This window comes from Bacillus changyiensis (assembly GCF_027706145.1).
GTDB classification, from domain to species: Bacteria; Bacillota; Bacilli; order Bacillales; family Bacillaceae; genus Bacillus; species Bacillus changyiensis.
In genome coordinates, this window is sequence record NZ_JAQFWW010000002.1 from 671848 (window position 1) to 692952 (window position 21105).

General features: G+C 38.9%; 18 protein-coding genes and 1 pseudogene. 8 read left to right on the forward strand and 11 right to left on the reverse strand.

Annotated elements, in window-relative coordinates; all coding sequences use genetic code 11:
* Positions 1 to 2: 2 nt before the first annotated feature.
* From PDT38_RS10605 to wecB, 9 genes and pseudogenes are all read right to left on the reverse strand, one after another.
* Positions 3 to 1910 carry a DUF6792 domain-containing protein gene (locus PDT38_RS10605; protein ID WP_270801252.1) on the reverse strand — a complete coding sequence of 636 codons (1908 nt, stop codon included), beginning with the start codon at positions 1908 to 1910 and terminating at the stop codon, positions 3 to 5.
* The gene (locus PDT38_RS10610; RefSeq protein WP_270801255.1) at positions 1900 to 2634 is read right to left on the reverse strand and encodes a lipoprotein YvcA; all 735 of its coding nucleotides are present in this window, start codon (positions 2632 to 2634) and stop codon (positions 1900 to 1902) included. Before PDT38_RS10610 ends, PDT38_RS10605 begins: the two co-directional genes overlap by 11 nt.
* 491 nt (positions 2635 to 3125) lie before the next feature.
* Positions 3126 to 4442: a 6-phospho-beta-glucosidase gene (locus tag PDT38_RS10615; RefSeq protein ID WP_270801257.1), complete on the reverse strand. Its 1317-nt coding sequence runs from the start codon at positions 4440 to 4442 to the stop codon at positions 3126 to 3128.
* Complete coding sequence (locus tag PDT38_RS10620; RefSeq protein WP_172298662.1) at positions 4439 to 4768, reverse strand: PTS lactose/cellobiose transporter subunit IIA; 330 nt, start codon at positions 4766 to 4768, stop codon at positions 4439 to 4441. The genes PDT38_RS10615 and PDT38_RS10620 overlap by 4 nt, the downstream gene beginning before the upstream one ends.
* Before the next feature lie 15 nt (positions 4769 to 4783).
* Positions 4784 to 6100 carry a PTS cellobiose transporter subunit IIC gene (gene celB, locus PDT38_RS10625; protein WP_270801259.1) on the reverse strand — a complete coding sequence of 439 codons (1317 nt, stop codon included), beginning with the start codon at positions 6098 to 6100 and terminating at the stop codon, positions 4784 to 4786.
* Positions 6101 to 6151: 51 nt separating this feature from the next.
* Positions 6152 to 6457 (reverse strand): PTS sugar transporter subunit IIB, encoded by a 306-nt coding sequence (locus PDT38_RS10630; protein ID WP_270801261.1) that lies wholly within the window; start codon positions 6455 to 6457, stop codon positions 6152 to 6154.
* A 70-nt stretch (positions 6458 to 6527) separates the two neighbouring features.
* Positions 6528 to 8477, reverse strand: coding sequence for a BglG family transcription antiterminator (locus tag PDT38_RS10635; protein ID WP_270801262.1), 1950 nt, complete (start codon positions 8475 to 8477; stop codon positions 6528 to 6530).
* 147 nt (positions 8478 to 8624) lie between these two features.
* Positions 8625 to 9215, reverse strand: a pseudogene (locus tag PDT38_RS10640) (DNA-3-methyladenine glycosylase).
* Positions 9216 to 9303: 88 nt separating this feature from the next.
* The gene (gene wecB / locus PDT38_RS10645; protein WP_270801263.1) at positions 9304 to 10395 is read right to left on the reverse strand and encodes a non-hydrolyzing UDP-N-acetylglucosamine 2-epimerase; all 1092 of its coding nucleotides are present in this window, start codon (positions 10393 to 10395) and stop codon (positions 9304 to 9306) included.
* Positions 10396 to 10597: 202 nt separating this feature from the next.
* Here wecB and PDT38_RS10650 point away from each other — a divergent pair, with 202 nt between their 5' ends.
* The 6 genes from PDT38_RS10650 to prpB all read left to right on the forward strand — a co-directional run bounded on the left by PDT38_RS10650 (position 10598) and on the right by prpB (position 16755).
* Positions 10598 to 11587 (forward strand): polysaccharide biosynthesis protein, encoded by a 990-nt coding sequence (locus tag PDT38_RS10650; RefSeq protein WP_270801266.1) that lies wholly within the window; start codon positions 10598 to 10600, stop codon positions 11585 to 11587.
* Positions 11584 to 12435, forward strand: a complete 852-nt coding sequence (locus tag PDT38_RS10655; protein WP_270801268.1) for a dTDP-4-dehydrorhamnose reductase family protein — start codon at positions 11584 to 11586, stop codon at positions 12433 to 12435. The genes PDT38_RS10650 and PDT38_RS10655 overlap by 4 nt, the downstream gene beginning before the upstream one ends.
* A 112-nt stretch (positions 12436 to 12547) precedes the next feature.
* Positions 12548 to 13216: a GntR family transcriptional regulator gene (locus tag PDT38_RS10660; protein ID WP_270801270.1), complete on the forward strand. Its 669-nt coding sequence runs from the start codon at positions 12548 to 12550 to the stop codon at positions 13214 to 13216.
* Positions 13217 to 13257: 41 nt separating this feature from the next.
* Entirely contained in the window at positions 13258 to 14373 is a 1116-nt protein-coding gene (gene mmgD, locus PDT38_RS10665; protein WP_270801273.1) for a citrate synthase, read from the forward strand.
* 22 nt (positions 14374 to 14395) lie between these two features.
* Positions 14396 to 15823, forward strand: coding sequence for a bifunctional 2-methylcitrate dehydratase/aconitate hydratase (locus tag PDT38_RS10670; protein WP_270801275.1), 1428 nt, complete (start codon positions 14396 to 14398; stop codon positions 15821 to 15823).
* Positions 15824 to 15834: 11 nt separating this feature from the next.
* The gene (prpB, locus tag PDT38_RS10675; RefSeq protein ID WP_270801277.1) at positions 15835 to 16755 is read left to right on the forward strand and encodes a methylisocitrate lyase; all 921 of its coding nucleotides are present in this window, start codon (positions 15835 to 15837) and stop codon (positions 16753 to 16755) included.
* 23 nt (positions 16756 to 16778) lie between these two features.
* On the opposite strand, the gene PDT38_RS10680 is transcribed toward prpB, so the two are convergent.
* Complete coding sequence (locus PDT38_RS10680) at positions 16779 to 17972, reverse strand: chromate transporter (protein WP_270801280.1); 1194 nt, start codon at positions 17970 to 17972, stop codon at positions 16779 to 16781.
* 14 nt (positions 17973 to 17986) lie between these two features.
* Complete coding sequence (locus PDT38_RS10685; protein ID WP_270801284.1) at positions 17987 to 18298, reverse strand: PadR family transcriptional regulator; 312 nt, start codon at positions 18296 to 18298, stop codon at positions 17987 to 17989.
* Between the two features lie 366 nt (positions 18299 to 18664).
* Between PDT38_RS10685 and bslB the strand changes: the two genes are divergently transcribed.
* Both bslB and PDT38_RS10695 read left to right on the forward strand, forming a co-directional pair.
* Positions 18665 to 19303: a biofilm surface layer hydrophobin BslB gene (gene bslB / locus PDT38_RS10690; protein ID WP_270801287.1), complete on the forward strand. Its 639-nt coding sequence runs from the start codon at positions 18665 to 18667 to the stop codon at positions 19301 to 19303.
* Between the two features lie 674 nt (positions 19304 to 19977).
* Positions 19978 to 20976, forward strand: a complete 999-nt coding sequence (locus tag PDT38_RS10695; RefSeq protein WP_270801289.1) for a pectate lyase family protein — start codon at positions 19978 to 19980, stop codon at positions 20974 to 20976.
* The last annotated feature ends 129 nt before the right edge of the window (positions 20977 to 21105 follow it).

Below are 21105 nucleotides of genomic sequence, written 5' to 3' on the forward strand. Positions count from 1 at the left end.
TTTTATCCAGCTTCCTGCGGTTGATAATTGAACATGGCCGAAATCATCTTGTCGTGATCAAGCAGTTTTTCAATGCTTGAGCGAACATCTTCGACAAACTGCTTCTTGTCACTAGCGATATTTTTTAATTCCCTCACAATACCGTCGAACTGAGGAAGCGGCGCTGTTTGATATGAATCATGGACTTCGACTTTTTCAATGTTATCAAATATGTGACTAAACCCCGACTGAATCAACACTTGGACATTAAGCTTTGCCAGTGTTGGGTTGGCTTCCATATGATGAATCTCCGTTTTTAAATCGCGTTTTTTCTGGTCAAAATCATGGTCGAATTCTTGCTGGATGATGCGACAATAGTTGTCAATCTCATTTTCCACCTTGGAAACAGCCTTCAATCCGTCCCGATAAATTCTCAAAGCTGATGAAAGATTCACCTTAATCTCTTTGCCATCTTGGCCTTTTTTGGAATAGTACATATCTTCACCTTGGTAACTGAAGCCTTTTCGGGCTAAGGCGTTTAGCATCGGTGTTAAGCCATGACCTTCGCCGAGGAGTTTAATCAGGTCTTTTGAATCTTTACTGAGTTTGTCTAGGGATTTTTGCAAGTCTAGATAGGTACGATATATCTCAAGGTACTTTGCTAATACATAACCTAACGTATTCCCATCTGGATTGTATTTTGTCAATTCTTGAGAATTTGCAATATCTTCGAGTAACCCTTCCATTTTCTCAATGTGCTGATTGATTTGATCGAAGTCTGTTTTTAATGTCTGTTTTTTCGTTGAATCAATGTAACCGTTTGCTTCAAGCTGATCGAGAACAGGACCACTGTAATCGTTAATTTTTTTGAAAAACTTCTTTAATTTAGGCAGTCTTTTCATGAGGGTAGTTTCTAGATGACCAACTTCATCCATGTGCGAAATGAAATAGGAGAGCCCTCCTTGTTGAAGGCCTTTAAAGGTTTCTGTATCGGCACCTATTGCCGCTTTAACAAAACCATTAAGTCCGCCTTTTTGATAATCAGCCGAATACTGTTGAAAATATCTTTTCAGACTTCGCACATCTTCATCAGGAATATGGTCAATGACACTGCGAAGTCCTTTGATATCTGAGTTTGTGTCTGTCATGTTGACATGACCGAATGTGATGAAGTCCGCTTTTCCGCTGACACCGTAAAGTGGATCATCTTTGGAGATACGTTGGGTGATGTTTGCTGTGACACCTTTGTCTTTGTAGTATTTGATGATGGCTTTTTTTAGTTTTTCGGGTGGGATGGAGTCGATATTGTTGGGACTAACATTAAGTTGTCTTGCAATATATTTTGTCAATTTTATGTCTGTAAATAAAAGGTGATCTATACTAATTTGTGCTCCATTAAGTGCATAGACTTCATCAAATTCTTTATCAGTTAGTTGCACAAGAACTTGGTTATTATTGGCAAGTGAGTGACCCATTGCGTATGATTTTAAACCTTTTGGATTCCCCGTCTTTTTTTTAGCTTCTTTTGTAAATACCTTTGCTGCCTTATATTCTCTGTCATCAATACCTACAAAAAGACCAAAAAAATTATATTCCCAATCGCGGTCTTCTTGGCTTCCTTGTGAAATGACTTGCAGTTGATCTGTGTCATGCTTCTTGTCTTTTATGTGGATGGCTGTCCCATCATAACCTGAATTTTTAATAGATGCATCTTTATTTTTTAAAAGCTCTTTAGATGTGTAAATCTTTATATCTTTCGGGAGTTCCTTATTGGTTTCCTCTTTATAAATTCGCCGCACATCAGCTTCGAAATTCTGCTTTGCTTTTGCTAGGTTTTTATTTGTTGTATTAAAGCGGTCTTTGTATCTATATTCGAGATCGATTAATCTTATTTTCACAGTCTCATTTGCAAAAATATTTTTACTTGTCATCTTTCTGCTCCTTCTTATTTTTATTGAAGGTTATAGAATGAATGATTTTAATTACTTTCTTTCTTGCTTCCTTTTCATTTAAAGAACACGGTTGATCATCTTTAAAACAACCAAACGTAAAGTCATATTGAATTCCTAGGGCGTCTTCTTCTGTTGATTTTACCAACCCAAAATAACTATATGAATAATTGTATTTTCTCTTTAAATCAAATACGTCTTTTTCGTGTGCAAAATAAATTTCTATGTCCTCTATTCTTTCTTTTTTAAAATCACCTTTATATCCTCCATTTTGTCCTCTAATTGTATCTAGCATCGTTTCTGGATTTTCAAGAAACCTCTCCTTGTGATAGTACCTCACAGTACCATAAAAAAGTATATTTGTTTTGGGATTATTACTTTCAAAACCAATACTTTCAAAATCCTCACCATCGTTATTAGTAAATTTCGGAATATTTACGCTGTCTTCCGGAAACAACATCGTAAACCCCTTCAACTTCGACTCAAGCTGATAATAACCGGGCTCCACTTCCTTCGTAGACGCCATATACTCTCTAGTCTTCTCATCCTGAAAAGCTGGAACTTTAGGTAAATCTTTCGGGTCCATGTCAATCGGTTTCACAGCTTTGGTATTGTTGTCTTCTTTGCCGTTTTGTTTGTCACTCATACTGCATCCTCCTGTCACAACTAACATGAAAGTGAAACAGATTATGATCAGTTTTCTCATAGGTCAACCTCCAAAGGTTCAGGCCTGAAAGCATCAATTGATACGAATGGCCTGTTTACAATTGATGAATATTATCCATTTCCATCTTAACAAGATAGCAGTGTGTAATTAAATGGGAAATTGGTCTTGAGGCCGTTTCTTGAGATCCGCTTTTTATGGTTGATCATTGGTATAGCGGGGAAGAAGCAGTAAGTGTTGGCGTGTTCTTATCCGAGAAAAGAGGTCTAAAGTCTCAGTTACTTCTTAGATGAAATGAAATCAAGTATTCGAAGGCTAGTGGTTTTTATCATCAGGACAATTAAAGACATCTTTCATATTTGCAAAATATATTTCCTTATGCTCTTAACGTTTGTTGTCATCCACATGAGAAGTCTTTCACTTTCTTTATGTGACAGAAGTGCTTTGAGTGGATCAAATTCATGCGGTGTTGGAATCTTGCTACTTTAATATGTAAATCAAGGCTCCGGCTTGTCCAACCGGAACCTTGATCATTATTTAAAAAATTGCGGGAGGTGTGCTTGGTGTGCTTCAAGCATTTCGTCCAATAATCGTTTTGCGATTTTATCAGATGGCACAAGCGGGTTAATTGTCATTGCCACTAGAGCAGTCTTAACATCTCCAGTTACAGCAGCTTCTGCCGCGACACGTTCAAAAGACTTCATCTGTTGAACAAGACCTCTAACACTGATTGGCAAATCACCGACTGTAATGGGTTTCGGTCCATGTTTTGTGATGACGCAATTGATTTCTGCTACAGCATCAGCAGGAATACTTGCGATCGCCCCATTATGAAGTGTATTGACAGGTTGAATATCATGCTTGTCATTATAAATAGAACTCATTAAGTTACAGGCTGCATCACTGTAGTATGCACCTCCCCGCTTCTCAAGCTGTGGCGGTTTAATCGCTAGATTTGGATCTTTGTACAACTCAAATAGTTCTTTTTCGACTTGTTGCACGACTTCGGCTCTTGTTCCCTCCGTTTTTGAAGCCTGTAATTCCTTTTCAAACATTTCTCTTGTTTTATAATAATAGCGGTGATACCCACATGGAATAAGATCAAGACCGCGAATAAAATCAGGCTCCCATTCTTCCCCGGAAATATTTTTCATTGTCATTGCATTTGCTGGATCTGCCATCGCTTCTAGCACTTGATCTTTCACACTTTTACCGTCAAGAAAAACATCGAGACCAAACACCATATGATTTAAACCCGCAAACTGAATATCGACACGGCTTTCATCGACATCAAGCGCTTTGGCAACTCCCATTTTCATGCCGATCGGTACATTGCAAAGACCGACGATTTTCTGTAAATGAGAGTAACGGAATAGGGCTTCTGTTACCATGCCAGCAGGGTTTGTAAAATTAATCAGCCAAGCATTAGGGCATAGCTCCTCAATGTCTCTTGCCATGTCGAGTATGACCGGGATTGTCCGTAAGCCTTTAAACAAACCGCCAGGACCATTTGTTTCCTGTCCAATTACACCGTATTTTAGTGGAATCTTTTCATCCTTTATCCTTGCCTCTAATAAGCCGACTCTAAATTGAGTTGTGACAAAATCCGCATCTTTTAATGCCGCTCTCCTATCTAGTGTCAAGTGGATATCCATTTGAATACCGGCCTTTTTCACCATTCGTTTTGCCAATTCACCGACAATATGAAGTTTTTTTTGCCCTTCAGGGATATCGACTAACCATAGCTCAGCAACTGGAAGTTCATCATGTCTTTTAATCAAGCCTTCGACAAGTTCAGGCGTATAGCTTGACCCACCACCAATCGTCACTATCTTTAAACGTTTGTTCATGAATTGACACCCCCACGATTGAACAGTTGGTAAAGATCAACAATTTCGACCGCTAAGTCTTTCGTTGTCATCGCGTTCATCAAGTGATCTTGAGCATGAATCATCAGCAGTGAAGGCACTGTTTTTGTCCCCTTTATTTCATTTTGAATGAGAGAAGTTTGAAAGTGATGGGCTTTTAACAATTCTTCTTCAGCAATGCGAAGCTTCTTGTTTGCTTCAGAAAATTCACCTATTTTCGCTCTCGCAACCGCCTCTATGGACAAACTTTTTCCATTTCCACCGTGAAGGATCATTTGAAAGATTGTTTGTTCTAACTCTTCAGACATTACAGCACCCCTTTTCTAGATCTCGGCCTGCTGGTTTTCAGCTTCTACCGTCACATTTTTTAACTGATTTTCTTCTTGACTTTTTTGTTTATCCCACATTCTAAAGAATGGGTAGTAAACAGCCAATGTGATAAACAGATTGATCATCTGCATAACAGCTCCAGATATCTTTCCTCCCGTAGCTAAATAGCCTGAAATAATCGGTGGCATTGTCCATGGAACTGCAATTCCCGCCGGCTTTGCAACGAGACCTGTGCTCATCCCTATAAATGTTGCGATCATGATCAAAAGTGGTGAAATCATAAACGGAATTAAAAGCAGTGGATTCATGACAATCGGCATTCCGAAAATAATCGGTTCATTGATGTTAAAAACAGCCGGACCGATTGCAAGTTTTCCCAACTGTTTCATCTGCTTACTTCGCGCTCTGAACAACATGACGATTACTAACGCCAAAGTAGCTCCACTTCCACCCGTATTAACCCAAATATCAAAAAACTGGGTTGTAAAAATATTTGGTAATGCTTCACCAGCTTGAAAAGCCAAGCGGTTTTCATCCATCGCACTATACCAGATCGGTGACATGACCCCGCCAACAATGCTTGCACCATGCAAACCACAAGACCACAGCAGCATTTGGACAGTTTCCGCAATAAGGCTTCCGCCAAGACTGCCTCCCAAAATAGACAGTGGTGTACCTAAGATGACATTGATGACATTGTGCAAACTTTCAAAAGGCGTCAATTCAATGAGGAGACGAATAATCCAAATCAAACCAATCACTGCGAATCCAGGAATAAGAGCGATAAATGATTTACTGACAGCTGGTGGCACACCATCAGGCATTTTAAAAACAATATCTTTTTGGACAATCCAGCGGTAAATTTCAGTAGATAACATCGCAATTAACATTCCAACAAACAAACCTTTACTTCCCATTAGTGAAATGGGGATTCCACCAGATACTAAAATAGCCTCACTTGCGCCTTCAGGTGTAAATGGGAACTGATAAGGTGTGGTCAGAAGGAAAGCTGCCACTGCGATCGCTCCTGATGAAAGCGCATCTATATCGTATTTTTCAGCAAGGCGATAGGCGATTCCAAATGTTGCGATAAGCGCCATAATATCAAAGCTGACACCTACTGGATAACTTAGTTTGTCGACCCATTTGTCTCCAAAAATCTCCGTCATCCATTCAGGATATCCGGGTATCGGTAAATTTGCTAGAATCAGAAATAGTGAGCCGACGATGATCAATGGCATCGTTAGAATGATACCGTCCCGGAGTGCTTGCAAGTGACGCTGACCGGCGATCCGTGCGGCAATTGGCATCACTTTCTTCTCTAAGAAACAGTTAAACTTTTTCAGCTTTTCCGCCTCCTCTTACACACTGGCAAGCTGTTCAGCGGTTTTTAGCACTTCTGCACCATTACATGTTCCATAATCGACTGGATTGATCACATCGACGGGTACTCCTTCTGCTTCTCCTAGTTTCTTTAATCGCGGCAGCAAATAACGGACTTGTGGACCAATGAGTAATACATCTGCCTTGTCTAGATGTTGTTGAACTTCATCTCCAGAAACAGCCCAAATTGTATGATCCTTTCCTTGTGCCTCTGCGCTTTTCTCCATTTTTGTCACAAGTAAACTTGTTGACATTCCCGCTGCACAGGCTAACAAAATGTTCATATTTCCTATATCCCCCTTTTACTACAAAATTTGTTTTGCAACTACATGTTACAATGGAATCGTTTTCATCTTAACTTAACGTTTTTCCACTTACTTGCGGAAAAACATTAAGTTTTCTAACAACATCGATAAATTCTTCATATGTTTGGCATTTCAAAAAATCATGAACAATTGACCGATGATTTAAAACATGGCCTACCAACTTGTACATTTTTTGAAGGTGTGATGGATTGTTTTTTTCAACGCATAGAAGGCAAATGAATTGAACTCTTTTGTTCTCCCACTCTATCGGCTTTTGTAGTGTACACACAGCCCAAAATGTTTGAAGTGATTTTGGTGTCATTGAACGAGGAATGGCAATAAGATTTCCAAAATAAGTCGGTGCGATCGCTTCCCTTTCAAAAACTGAAGCGGTTAGATCTTCTTCCACAAGGCCTAATTTTAACGCCTTCTCACACAAAAATTGGAGAATTTCACTTTTCGATTGAAAAGTTTTTTGTAAAAAAATGAGCTGTTCTCTTGTGTATTTTTCCACCAATTCCAACTTTTCATTGAGTATATGATTAATTTTGAAAAAATCTATTTCTTCCAAAATGGGATGCACTTTAATAACTGGAATTGGCAACTTTTCAGAAAGAGGAATGGTACTAATAATAAAATCGAGGGCATTTAATGATATTTGTTTTAATCTATAATAGTTAACTGTTCCAAGTATCTGTAGTTTTGCGCCGAATGTTGACCGTAGTTTACTCTCTAGAAATATCGCATTTCCCGCACCTGATGCACAAACAATGACACAGCGTTTTGACATAATATTTGTTTTTCTTCTTTCGATAGCTGCACCTATATGTAATGCAAGATAACCAACTTCACTTTCTTCTATATCAAACCCTGTCTCCTTTTTTAGCACTTCACCTGCTTGGATTCCCGCTTCAAACGCTAAGGGATCATGCGTTTTAATAGTGTCTAGCAGTGGATTTTTCATATCCATTCCATATCGATAGCGGTTCAAGGCCGGTTTTAAATGGAGGCTAAGCCCATTTTTTAATTGCTTGTCTTTTTTTAGACCGAGCTTGAATTGGTGATCGATTGTTTCAATGAGTAAATCTACTAGCCGGTCTGTCTCGTCATCCAGAAAGTCCTTCATGTCATCATGATCTATCTTCGTTCTTTTCGCACCGAGAAGATGTATCGCCATATAGACTGTTTCTTCTATTGAAAACTTCACTTTTATTTTTTTTTCAAGATTTTGCGCAATGGAACAAGCTACACGATATTCTTGATCATTCATCATCTCTTTTACATCTGCTTCATAAAGTGAGACATGCTTTCCGTTACGAATTCGGTAACAGGCAATAGCAATGTGAACAACCAGATTGCTTAACGCCATATCAGAAAGAAACATTTGCTGATCCATTATGTTTTCTAGAATTGTCTCATGGATGATATTCAGCTCTGCTTTTGGAAGAATGGGGACCTGGGTATCAATGATCTCAAGATCTGTTTCCTGTTTCTGAAAAATATGTTCTGCCATACAATACCGTAATTTCATTTCTTCTCCCCTCAATTTAAATCCGTAATTCGGTTTGATCACTAATTGAATACCATATGGTTTTAATCTTTTCCGAATGTCTCTCATATCATGTTGAACTGTTGACTTACTTACGTACAAGTCGTCCGCCAAGTTTTCAAGTTTCACATACTCATCAGTTAGCAGCAACCTTTTAAACAAATATAAAATACGTTCATTTGGGAAAACTGGGTGTTTCAATCCCCCTTGAAACATATGCTGCAAAAACTGCTGAAAGCGCGCATCATTTTCAATAGATAATTGGTAACCGGCTCCTCTGATTGATTGGATAAAGGCACCATTCCCAGAAAGAAATTGATTCAGTTCTTTCACATCTGATCTGATTGTTCTAGAGGTTACATTCAATTTATTGGCAAAATAATGGCTCGTCAAAGGTGTGTCTACCCCCATCAACTCACCGAGAATAAACTTAAATCGATCATTCATCATCGAAAAGACCCTCCTCTATAAGACGAACTTGAACATCTGAGAATAAAAACAAGCAGGACCTTTATCCTGCTGTTTTCTCAAATTATGAAGTTTATCTCATATTTAAGTGCATTATATGATAGGAACTTTTCTAAAAGAGAGGGCCATCTATTTCGAAACATAATGATTTCCCTTAACCCAAAATCGCCACGGATAGAAGCGTGCTTCTTCAGAATTTTCAATCCCGATTCGCGGACCACATGAAATATCTTCAGGAATGTATCCTTTTGCAAGATAGAGTGGTGGTTCCGTTAACTGTTTTCCATAATCGTCCATCGTAATTCCAAGCGCCTTTGCTAATTTTCCGGGCCCATTTGTCAGGTCGGAGAGCTTTCTTCCATTTCTTCTTTTCTCCATTAAAGAAACACCATCATTCGGCTCTATCGCTCTGATCAGGACAGCTTCCGGTTCATCAATACCCGCACTAACGACATTAAACAATGTATGGGTGTGCATTTGATAAGTATAGACTCGTCCTGCTTATTTGTACATCACTTCTGTCCGCTTTGTTCGACGGTTTCTATAACTGTGTGCCGCCCTGTCTTCTGGTCCTTTATAGGCCTCTGTCTCCACAATATACCCAGAAGTCAGCCCCTCGTATGTTTCTTTGACTAAGAGACAACCTAACAGTGATTGAGCAAGGTTGAGCGTCTCTTGTTGGTAAAAACTAAATGGTAGGGGTTCGTACACTTGATTCATGATGAAAGCCTCCTTTTCGTTGACCATATCTATGTTAACATTTTTTCAAAAACGATTACGCGATCACAGAAGGCTTTCACCATATTAATTAAACATGTCTCAATCCACCCAATATAAACTGAACCACTTTATTTGATACATTTTCGTCTTCATATCCACTAGGGAGCTCCCAATCGGCTTTTGCCTCCATCATCAACTCCGTGGCCTTCACAATGTTCCTTGTTTCAAGTCCAGAGATCACATTACTGCCACACATTACTGTTTCAGGTCGCTCAGTACTGTTTCTAATCGTAACGGAAGGAATTCTTAGTATACAGCTTTCTTCCTGAACGGTTCCACTGTCTGTTATTACACATTTAGCATGCTGTTCTAGATGAACAAAGTCAAAAAAACCAAACGGTTCACAAAATCTTAGCAATGGATTGTGATGTTGAATACCAAACTTCTGCAAGCGATCTCTTGTTCGTGGGTGAACACTACAAACGATTGGCATTTGATAAGTTTGGGCAAGTTGTGTTAGAGCTGTCACAATACTTTCAAGCCTTTCCTTTATATCGACATTTTCAGCCCGATGAGCTGTAACCAAAATAAATGACTGACTCTTCACATTTAAGGTATCAAGTACATTGCTTTCTGAAATTTTGTCTTTATAATGGTTCATCACTTCATAAATCGGATTTCCTGACACCCATATTCTTTGTGGATGCATACCTTCCCGTTCTAAATTTTCCTTGGCTATGTTTGTATAAGGTAAATTAAAAGATGCGATCGAATCAATCACTCTGCGATTGATTTCTTCTGGAACGGCTTGATCAAAACAACGGTTACCAGCCTCCATATGGTAGACAGGTATTCCATACCTTTCAGCCAGAAAGGCACAAAGCGCACTATTGGTATCACCAAGCACAAGTACTTTGTCCGGTTGGAACTTCAAAATCAACTTTTCGACTTCTGTAAAAATCTCACCAATTTGCGCACCTGTTGAATGACTAGATAATTTTATATGATGATCAGGTTTACGTACGTTTAATTGTTCAAAAAAGATTTCACTTAGTTTTTTATCATAGTTTTGCCCTGTGTGGACCAAAATATGTTGATCTGCAAACTGATCAAGCTTGGAAATGATCAAACTTAAGCGGATAATTTCCGGTCTTGTACCAATAATCGTCATGATTTTCATCAGTTTTACTCCTTTTTTGTCACTTTACAAATGTCTCTCACTCTATATATATTCGCGCTTCACCAAGGTGTGAAATTGAATAGGTTAACCCCTCAATCTGTTGTTCCATCAGCAAATCTATCACACCGATCTTCGAATAAAAACATATACATTTATATGCTAGTTTTGAGATTCTATCATGTTTTGCTTTAGGAGGGGAAGTATGTTTAAAAATACCCGAATTCTACTTACTGGAGGTACAGGTTCTTGGGGAACGGAGCTTACGAAAAAATTATTATTATATAAACCAAAAGAAATAAGAATTTTTTCAAGAAACGAATTTAAACAAATTAAGATGGAAAGAACATTCAACTACAACCCATCACTTAAATTTGTTATAGGTGATGTAAGAGATTACTCATCTTTAGAAGCCGCATGTCAGGGTGTCGATTATATCTTTCATTTAGCCGCATTAAAGCATGTTCCAATTTGTGAGGATCAGCCTGAAGAAGCATTAAAAACAAATGTCACTGGAACAGAAAATGTCATTCGTGTAGCACTAGAAAATCGTGTTAAAAAAGTCATTGATGTTTCTACTGACAAAGCTGCTGACCCTGTCAATTTTTATGGTTTAACGAAGGCATTAGGAGAAAGACTGATGATTCGGGCAAATGATTATAGTGAACAAACAGACTTTGTTTGTATTAGAGGTGGGAATGTATTAGGAACAAACGGAAGTGTTGTCCCATTTTTTAAAGATTTGATCTTAAACGGCAAAGATCTTACCTTAACATCAAAAGACATGACGAGGTTTTTCTTGACAGTAAGCGAAGCAATCGACTTGCTACTCAAAGCCTCAGAGGAAGCAAAGGGCGGGGAAATTTTCGTGATGAAAATGAAAGCCTGCAACATATTAGATCTTGCAGAAGTTCTCATTAATGAGTTAGCTTCACACCCTGTTGGTATAAAGGAGATCGGAATTCGCCCTGGTGAAAAACTTCATGAAGTACTTGTTTCAAATCACGAAGCGCCATTTACTTATCTTTATGACGCCCAACATTATGTGATACTACCTTCTCATCCATCAAAAAAACTAGTTAAACACTATAAAAAATTTGCAAAAGCAGATTTTCAAAAGTATCAATCTAACAACCAGTTAATGTCAAAATTCGAGATTGCTGATATGTTGAAAGAAGGGGGATTTATTCAGTGAGACTTCTGATTTTGGGTGGAAACGGTATGGCTGGACATATGATAAAAGAGTTTTTCTCTAACAAAAAACAATACGAAGTTTATTGGACACAACGACACCCCTTGCCAAATCACTCAAATTGTTTTTTTCTAGATGTCAAAAAGACAACTGAAACAAAAAAACTGCTTGAAAAAGTAAAACCTGATGTTGTCATTAATGCAACTGGCATCTTAAATGACGCCGCCCGCAAAAATCTTCAAGACGCCATTCATGTCAATAGCCTTTTGCCACATTTACTTGCGGAATGGAGCCATGACTACCAATATTATTTGATGCATATTAGCACAGATTGTGTTTTTTCAGGTTCAAAAGGAAAGTATACGGAAACAGATGAGAAAGATGGAAGTTCGGTTTATGCACAAACGAAAAGTCTTGGTGAGATATTGGATGGTAAAAACTTAACAGTTAGAACATCGATTATCGGACCAGAGCTAAAAGATGGTATTGGGTTATTCCATTGGTTCATGCAACAAGAAAAAGTGACACAGGGGTTTAGACGTGTTTTTTGGAACGGGCTGACAACATTGGAACTTGCCAAAGCTATTGAACAACTGCTTGATTCTAAATTAAGTGGATTAATTCACTTAACCGGAAATCGCTTCATCTCCAAATATGAACTGCTTCTTTTATTAAATGAGATCTTTGCTAGAGGAATTAAAATTGTTCCTGATGATCAATTCCATTCTGATAAAAGTATACTAATGACACGAGACGATGTTCCTTATCAGCCTGTCAGCTATGAACAAATGCTCACAGAGCTAAAAGAGTGGATCAAAAAACGTCCCTCTTTGTATCAATACGACCTTTAAAACGAAACACCCAACTACTTGGTTGGGTGTTTTTTGGTGGTTGTTATTGACACAATTGTATTATTGTATACAATTATATGTATCTACTGGAAAAGGAGGTGATTTTTTTTACGTGCAACCTTCACAACCAGTCAAAAGGCAATCCGCAAGTGATTATGCATACAACGAATTAAGAAGAAAAGTAATTGAACTTGAATATCAGCCTTCGACACAGCTTTCCGAAACAGACCTCGCCAAAAACTTAAACATTAGTCGCACCCCATTACGCCAAGCTCTTTATCGTCTGGAACTTGAAGGATTGGTCATGAAACAATGCAACGGCCGACTCCGTGTTTGTCCGATTTCACTCACTGAAGTAAAAGAGGTTTTTACTGTGCGAGAAGCCCTTGAGGGACTCCTGACTGCTGAAGCCGCGCAACTTGTCACAACGGAAGACCTTCATCAGTTAGAAGACCGGATCGAATGTATGAAGATGGCCGCTGTAAAAGATCGACATATAGATACGGTCAAATACGGATCTGAATTTCATTCTTTGCTGCATACCATCAGTACAAATGCAACGGCAAAACGCTTTCTTCAACAATTAAATAGCCGAATTGAACGATACCGAAGAATCAGCGGCTACAAAAACCCTGATTATCAACCGTCAGTGTCCTTGAAAGAACATGACGAGATCTTCAATGCTGTGAAAGCAAAAAACAGTAGTTTGGCAGAACAAGCCATGCGTTATCACATAAGACGCAGTTTAAAGTCCATCGAAGAAACGCTCAAACGTTTATAGAATTTCACATCACGTTTAAAAAACGAATATGGGGTGAAAAAATGGGCAAACAAAGTGTGTTTAATCCCGGACTAGAAGGTGTGATCGCTGGAGAAACTGAAATATCTTATTTAGATACTGAAGCTGAAGAAATTGTCATCAAAGGCTATGACTTAATGGAGCTTACCGAACAAAAAACTTACGTGGATCTCGTTCATCTCCTTCTCCATCACAAGCTACCTAATGAATTGGAACGAACAAAAATTGAAAGCGCTTTAAAATTTAACCAAGACCTTCCCCAAGAGATTTACAACATTCTTTCATCAATTCCAACAACTACTCACCCAATGGATGCCTTAAGAACCGGTATCTCAGCACTGGCTGGTTATGATCCTGAACTGACCGACCAATCCGTTGCAGCCAATACTGCAAAAGCACTACGATTAATTGCACGAATTCCAAATATTGTTGTCAACAGTTACCGACTTTTACATCAGCAAAAAGTGATCTCACCTCATCAACAAATGTCTTACAGTGAAAACTTTTTATATATGCTGACAGAAAAAGAACCGAGCGAACATGAAATCGCTATCTTTGATCAAACATTAATGCTTTATAGTGAACATGAAATGCCGAATTCAACTTTTTCTGCTCGAGTGATTGCCTCAACCAACTCAGATATATATGGAGCTTTTACAGGAGCTGTCGCTTCTTTAAAAGGGAACTTACACGGTGGGGCCAATGAGGCCGTGATGCATATGTTACTTGAAGGAGAAACAAAAACAGGTTTTAGTCATCTTATTTATGAAAAATTAAACAAAAAAGAAAAGATTATGGGGTTTGGTCATCGCGTTTATAAGAAAAAGATCGACCCGCGTGCTGCTTTATTAAAAAACGCTCTTTTTTCACTTTCAGAAAAACGAGGCAAACAAGATTTATTTGAAATGTGTGAAACAGGCGAAAACGTAATGCGTGAAGAAAAAGGACTATATCCAAATCTAGATTATTACGCCGCTCCGATCTACTATCTACTTGGGATTCCAATCGATCTTTATACACCGATTTTCTTTGCAGCACGGTCTGTCGGCTTAAGTGCCCATGTGATTGAACAACACGCCAATAATCGGCTGTATCGTCCAAGGGTGCACTATACAGGACCGCGGCACCTCCATCCATAAACAAACAAAGGAAGGGATATTAATGATAATGACTGAAACATGTGACTCATTACTAGAAAGCATTGCAGATTACACAGTGAATGGCAGCATTAACAGTGAGGAAGCAATTGAGACGGCACGGTTTGTTTTAATGGATACTCTGGGCTGCGGAATATTGGCGCTTAAGTATCCTGAATGCACGAAACACCTCGGGCCAATTGTTCCGGGAACTCATGTCCCAAATGGTACCCGCGTTCCTGGTACACAATTTGAATTAGATCCCGTTCAAGGGGCTTTTAATATTGGCTGCATGATACGTTGGCTTGACTACAATGATACATGGTTAGCTGCAGAATGGGGGCATCCGTCAGACAACTTGGGAGCCATTTTGGCCTCCGCTGATTTTTGGAGTAGACAGCAGCTATCCACCGGTAAAAAACCGCTCATAATCGGTGATGTGCTTGAAGCAATTGTAAAAGCCCATGAAATTCAAGGTGTCCTTGCTCTTAATCATAGTTTGAATAGAAAAGGGCTTGACCATGTATTGTTTGTTAAAGTCGCCTCTACGGCTGTAGCATGTCATCTTTTCGGCGGTACAAAAACGGATGTCATCAATGCTGTTTCTCAAGCCTGGGTTGATAACTCCAGCTTGCGGACATATCGGCATGCACCGAACACCGGCTCTCGAAAATCGTGGGCAGCCGGTGATGCAACAAGCCGCGGAGTTAGACTTGCTCTAATGACCTTAAAAGGAGAAATGGGCTATCAAACTGCTCTGTCTGCACCAATGTGGGGCTTCCAAGATGTTCTGTTTGGCGGTGAACAAATATCGCTGGACCGCCCGCTTGATAGTTATGTGATCGAGAACATTCTCTTTAAAATTTCCTATCCGGCAGAATTTCATGCTCAAACAGCTGCAGAAGCGGCTATTCAGCTCCATGATCAAGTAAAGGACAGACTTGATGAAATCGATCGAATCGTCATCACGACACATGAATCAGCGATCAGAATCATTGATAAGACAGGGGAATTACACAATCCGGCAGATCGCGATCATTGCATTCAATATATAACAGCAATCGGTTTGATTTATGGTGAAATCACAGCTGACCATTATGAAGATGAAACAGCGAGAAATCCAGAGATTGATCGTCTTCGCGCCAAAATGACAACGGTGGAAAATAAACAATATTCCACAGACTATCTTGATCCTGAAAAACGGTCAATCGCAAATGCCGTCCAAGTTTTTTATAAAGATGGCACACAATCAGAACATGTTGTCGTCGAGTATCCAATTGGCCATCGACGTCGACGTACTGAAGGCATTCCACTGCTAAAGGCAAAATTTATTGACAATTTGAAAACTCGCTTTCCTAGAAGACAGACAGAACAAATCACCGCTCTCTTAAATGATCCGCACACATTAAAAAACACGACCGTCCCGAATTTTATGGAACTGTTTGTGATTTAGGAGGTGTTAAGATGTGGATTGTCACAAAGCAAATTAGCCAGACAGAGCTGGCGGAAACTTTCAAAACACTAATTCAAGCACCAGACATATTAAAAATACCAGGCACACATGATGGTATGGCAGCTATCATGGCTAAAAACATCGGCTTTCAAGCACTTTATCTCTCTGGTGCAGCCTATACAGCAAGCCGCGGAATACCAGACCTTGGCATGATCCAGTCACAAGAGATGGCAGAAAAAGCCCGGGAGTTGGTAAGAGCCACAAACCTACCTGTATTAGTCGATATTGACACAGGTTATGGTGGTGTCTTAAATGTTGCAAGAACAGCAGCAGAAATGGTAGAAAACAGGGTCGCTGCTGTCCAAATTGAAGATCAGCAACTCCCTAAAAAATGTGGACACTTAAACGGGAAAAAGCTGATTTCTGCAGAAGAGATGATCGCGAAAATTAAAATGATAAAGAAAACGGCGCCCTCCCTTGTCGTTGTAGCGCGAACAGATGCAAAAGCGGTTGAAGGGATAGATGAGGCCATTAACCGTGCCAATCTTTATGTAGAAGCAGGCGCTGATGCTATTTTTCCGGAAGCATTAACAAACGCAGAAGAATTTCAGGAACTGGCTTCCGCAGTAAATGCTCCTCTTCTAGCCAATATGACTGAGTTTGGAAAAACCCCCTATTATACAGCAGAAGAATTTCAACTGCTTGGCTACAGCATGGTGATTTATCCAGTTACTTCACTAAGGGCTGCTGCGAAGGCATATGAACGAGTCTTTACAGACATTTATCAAAAAGGCACTCAAAAAGATGTACTCCAAGATTTGCAAACCCGTGAACAACTATATGATGCCATTCATTACAATGATTATGAAGTGTTAGACAAAAACATTGCTAAAACCGCACTTCCCGAAATAGGAAAAGAAAAAGGCTGTTGATCATAAGGCAGTCTTTTTCTTTTTCAAAAAAATGTCATAACGAACCCCCCCATTGCACCTGTGACAACAATGATCCAAGGAGGCTGCTTCCAGTAGACAAGCATGCTAAATAAAAGTGCAGCAAAAGCAAAATCACGTGGCTCTAAAATAGAACTCGTCCAAATGGGCTCGTAAAACGCCGAAATCAAAATTCCCACTACAGCAGCATTGACCCCCATTAAAGCTCCATTTATTTTTGGATGACGGCGAAGGCTATCCCAAAAAGGCAATGCTCCCAAGATCAGCAGAAATGCCGGCAAAAAAATCGCAACTGTCGCAAGCAATCCGCCCTGCCAGCCATTCATGACCGCTCCAAGGTATGAGGCGAATGTAAACAAAGGACCTGGCACAGCTTGTGCCGCCCCATATCCAGCAAGAAAAGCTTCTTCACTTAACCATCCAGTCAGAACAAATTCTCGCTCTAATAACGGCAGGACAACATGGCCACCGCCAAAGACTAAAGAACCTGATCTGTAAAAGTGATCAAACATCTCGATCCATCTGCTGGAAGTCACTTCACTCAATACAGGCAGAAAAATAAGCAGCCCGAAAAACAAACTCAGACATATGATCGCAAATCTTCGCGATACGGGAAATAGCATAACAGATTCAGTCGATTCTTTTTGCTGTTGATAAATATAATAACCGATAAAGGCCGCGATGATAATGACACCGACTTGGGTAAAAGCCGTTTGCCACAACAACGTTGCCAACAGCGCCAACAAAGCAATGGTCTTTCTTTTTATATCTGGCGTCAATTTTTGTGCCATACCGAGAATAGCATGGGCAACAACGACAACAGCAACGATCTTTAAGCCATGAATCCAACCAGCACTTGCAATATCAAGTCCTTGGACAATTAAGGAAAATAAAATAAGCGCGATAACAGATGGAAGTGTAAAACCGATAAAGGCCAAAATCCCACCAATGATACCGGCACGCATGATACCAATTCCGATTCCAACCTGGCTGCTTGCTGGACCAGGGAGAAACTGACATAAAGCAACCAGATCAGCATAATTTTTTTCATCAAGCCATCTTCGTTTACGGATATATTCTGAATGAAAGTATCCTAAGTGAGCGATTGGTCCACCAAAAGATGTCAGTCCAAGTCTTGTTGAGACAAATAAAATTTCAATTAATGACTTGATTCCTCTGTTTGCTTTATGCTTTGACATCAACTCACTCCTTTTTACTTCTCTTTGATTTCTTTCAATAGCTCATACGCTTTTATTCTTGCTTCCTCTAAAATGTTTACTCCTTTTTCAGTAGTGGTATAATATTTTCTAATCTTACCGTCCACTTTTTGTTCTTCTTTTTGAAGAAGTCCGTTTGACTCCATTGAGTGGAGAATCGGATATAATGTACCCGCACTGACGTTGTATCCATGTTCCTTTAATTCTTCTAACATCCAAAATCCAAAAATCGGATGTTCATTGGCATGATGCAAAATGTGAATTTGAATGAATCCAAGAAATAGTTTTCTTACTATTCTTTCTTCCAATTTGTAACCTCCCAAAGACAATATAATATCGAGATTCGATATCGATAATCTATATTATAATTAACATTGTTTAATTTTGAAATACAATTAGAATATATTTTCTGAATTTTTACTTATAAGAATAAAAATTGATTACCTCACAACTTTTTACTGTAAAAATATGTTGATACCTCCCATAAAACTTACAAAAAAACTAGAATTCTAATTTTTTTTAGAAATTTAATAAAAATTTATTTACTTGTTTAATAGAAAGTGGTAAATTCAAAGCAAGAAAAGGAATTTAGTAGATCGCGATCATGTTTTATCCTTTTCTTGCATGTTTTGGACGTCTATTTTATAAAATATTCCAATCGGAGGGGACATACCATGCTTAAACGTAAACTTATTCGTAAAATTAGTATTGGTTTAGTAGCTTCAGCAGCTTTATTTTCTATGCTTCTTCCAACTCAGTTTGCAAGTGCCCGAGAAACTGCCCGAGAAACGCACACAAAAATGCACACAAAATGTTTTCACTTTAGATGGCCTATCTTTTGTCCGCCGAAACATAGACATCCGCATTGGCCTCATCCGGGTAATCCATGCAAACCAGGTAAACCGGATAACCCAAACAAACCAGGTAATCCAGGAAATCCAACAAAACAGCCGACATTGGAAGCAAAAACTGTTCAAAGCGTTATAGAGTGGACAACTTCTGACATTGAAATTACTTACAGACCGAATATATCAATAGGTGATAGCTATGTGGTATTTCACTTTCCATATCGATTCCATGCAAGCACACGGGATACTTTAAATGGAAAAACACTTGACTCTACACAAATTTTAGATGATGGACAAACTGTTAGAGTTCCCGTCAACGCTTTAAGTTCGTCTGAGTTTAAACTAGTGATGGTTCGGAAAACGCTTCCGAATGCAGGTACTCACAAAATTACTGCTGAATTGCAGAAAAATGGAAAAAATTTCAATCACACTGAAACAAATTTACTGATTGCTCCTCGTAAGTAAATAAATAAAAAATAGTTTAGCCTGCTGGCACTCTGATATGCTCCCCTATGGGTAGACAGATTAAAAAATAAAAATCTGGCTGCTTATGGGGAGTATTTATTATGTCCGAAAGATCTTTTACTCTGCATATTAAAGGCATGAGATGAGCATGATTTAACATAGTCAAAATATAAGGTGTACCATCCAACCATTTTAAAAAGGATCTTTATGACGGATCCATTATAAGTTATGTTCTGGGACACTCTAATCATAATCACCTTGTATTCTCAAGCCACAGTACTATTGAATGGCGAACCCCGTCGGCAGCCTTTGCCGACGGGGTTTTTATGTTTGAGGATCGAAATAAATGAAGAATGGTTTGCCAATTTAAAAGCGTTTTAAAAACAAAGACAACCTCGTAATCTAATAGACCCTCATTCTCGTTATATTCCCCTCCTTAAAGCTGGTCGCGATCTGCATACCTGACCACTTTTATATCGTTTGACATGATCACAAACTTGAAACACCCAGACTTTTATCTCAACTTGTATGAACGCTATTCAAATCTGTCCGTACAACCGTTATACTCTTTGTGACTTCACAAAAAAGGAGGGCTGATCAAAGACCTTATCTAACATATCATCGTCATGTTGCAAGACCTTCAATCTTATTTCTACTAATGAGGAGGAACACAAATGAAGAAAATCATTGGTATCATTTTGATCACGATCCTTAGTTTTAGCGCATCTTTAACAGCGACTATATCTTCCAAAGCTGCAGCACTCGCTGATTTTCGCCTAGCCGGTTTTGCATCTTTAAATGGCGGCACTACCGGAGGTGAAGGCGGAAAGACCATAACTGTAAGTACAGGAGATCAACTAATTAAAGCATTAAAGAACAAAAATTCAAACCACCCTTTAAAAATTTATGTTGCTGGGACAATTACAACTTCTAACACATCAGATTCTAAAATTAATTTAAAAGACGTTGAAAATGTATCAATTGTTGGTGTAGGAACAAGAGGTGAACTAAAAGGCATTGGTATTAAAGTTTGGCGCTCCAACAATATTGTCATTCGCAATTTGAAAATTCATGAAGTCGCTTCAGGTGATAAAGACGCAATCAGCATTGAAGGTCCTGCTAAAAACATCTGGGTGGATCATAATGAACTGTATCACAGCCTAAAAGTTGATAAAGACCATTATGATGGATTATTCGATGTCAAAAAAAATGCCAAGAACATTACATTCTCTTGGAACTATGTTCATGATGCATGGAAATCAATGTTGATGGGATTCTCAGACCGTGATCATCAAAATCGGACCATTACATTCCATCATAATTATTTTGAAAACTTGAACTCCCGTGTTCCTGCATTCAGGTTTGGTGAAGGACACCTTTACAATAATTACTTTAAAAACATTCACTCAACTGGCATCAACTCAAGAATGGGTGCTCGTCTTCTAATTGAAAACAACTGGTTTGAACATGTAAACAATCCAATTGTCACTTGGTATAGCAAATCACCAGGCTACCTGAATATATCCAATAATAAATTTGTTCATTCTACAGGCAGTATACCGACTACTTCAACAACAACATATCAACCGCCTTACAAATACTCACTTGACAACGTAAATCACGTCAAATCGATCGTTGTCCAAAACGCTGGAGTCGGTAAGATCAATCCTTAAAACAAGTATCCACCGGATCTACCGGTGGATACTTACTAGACTTCTCAATGAGCATTGGAATCTCATCACTTTCAAATATAGTTCAAGACCTCGGACGCCGTCTGAATCGATCTGGGAAATCAGCATGCC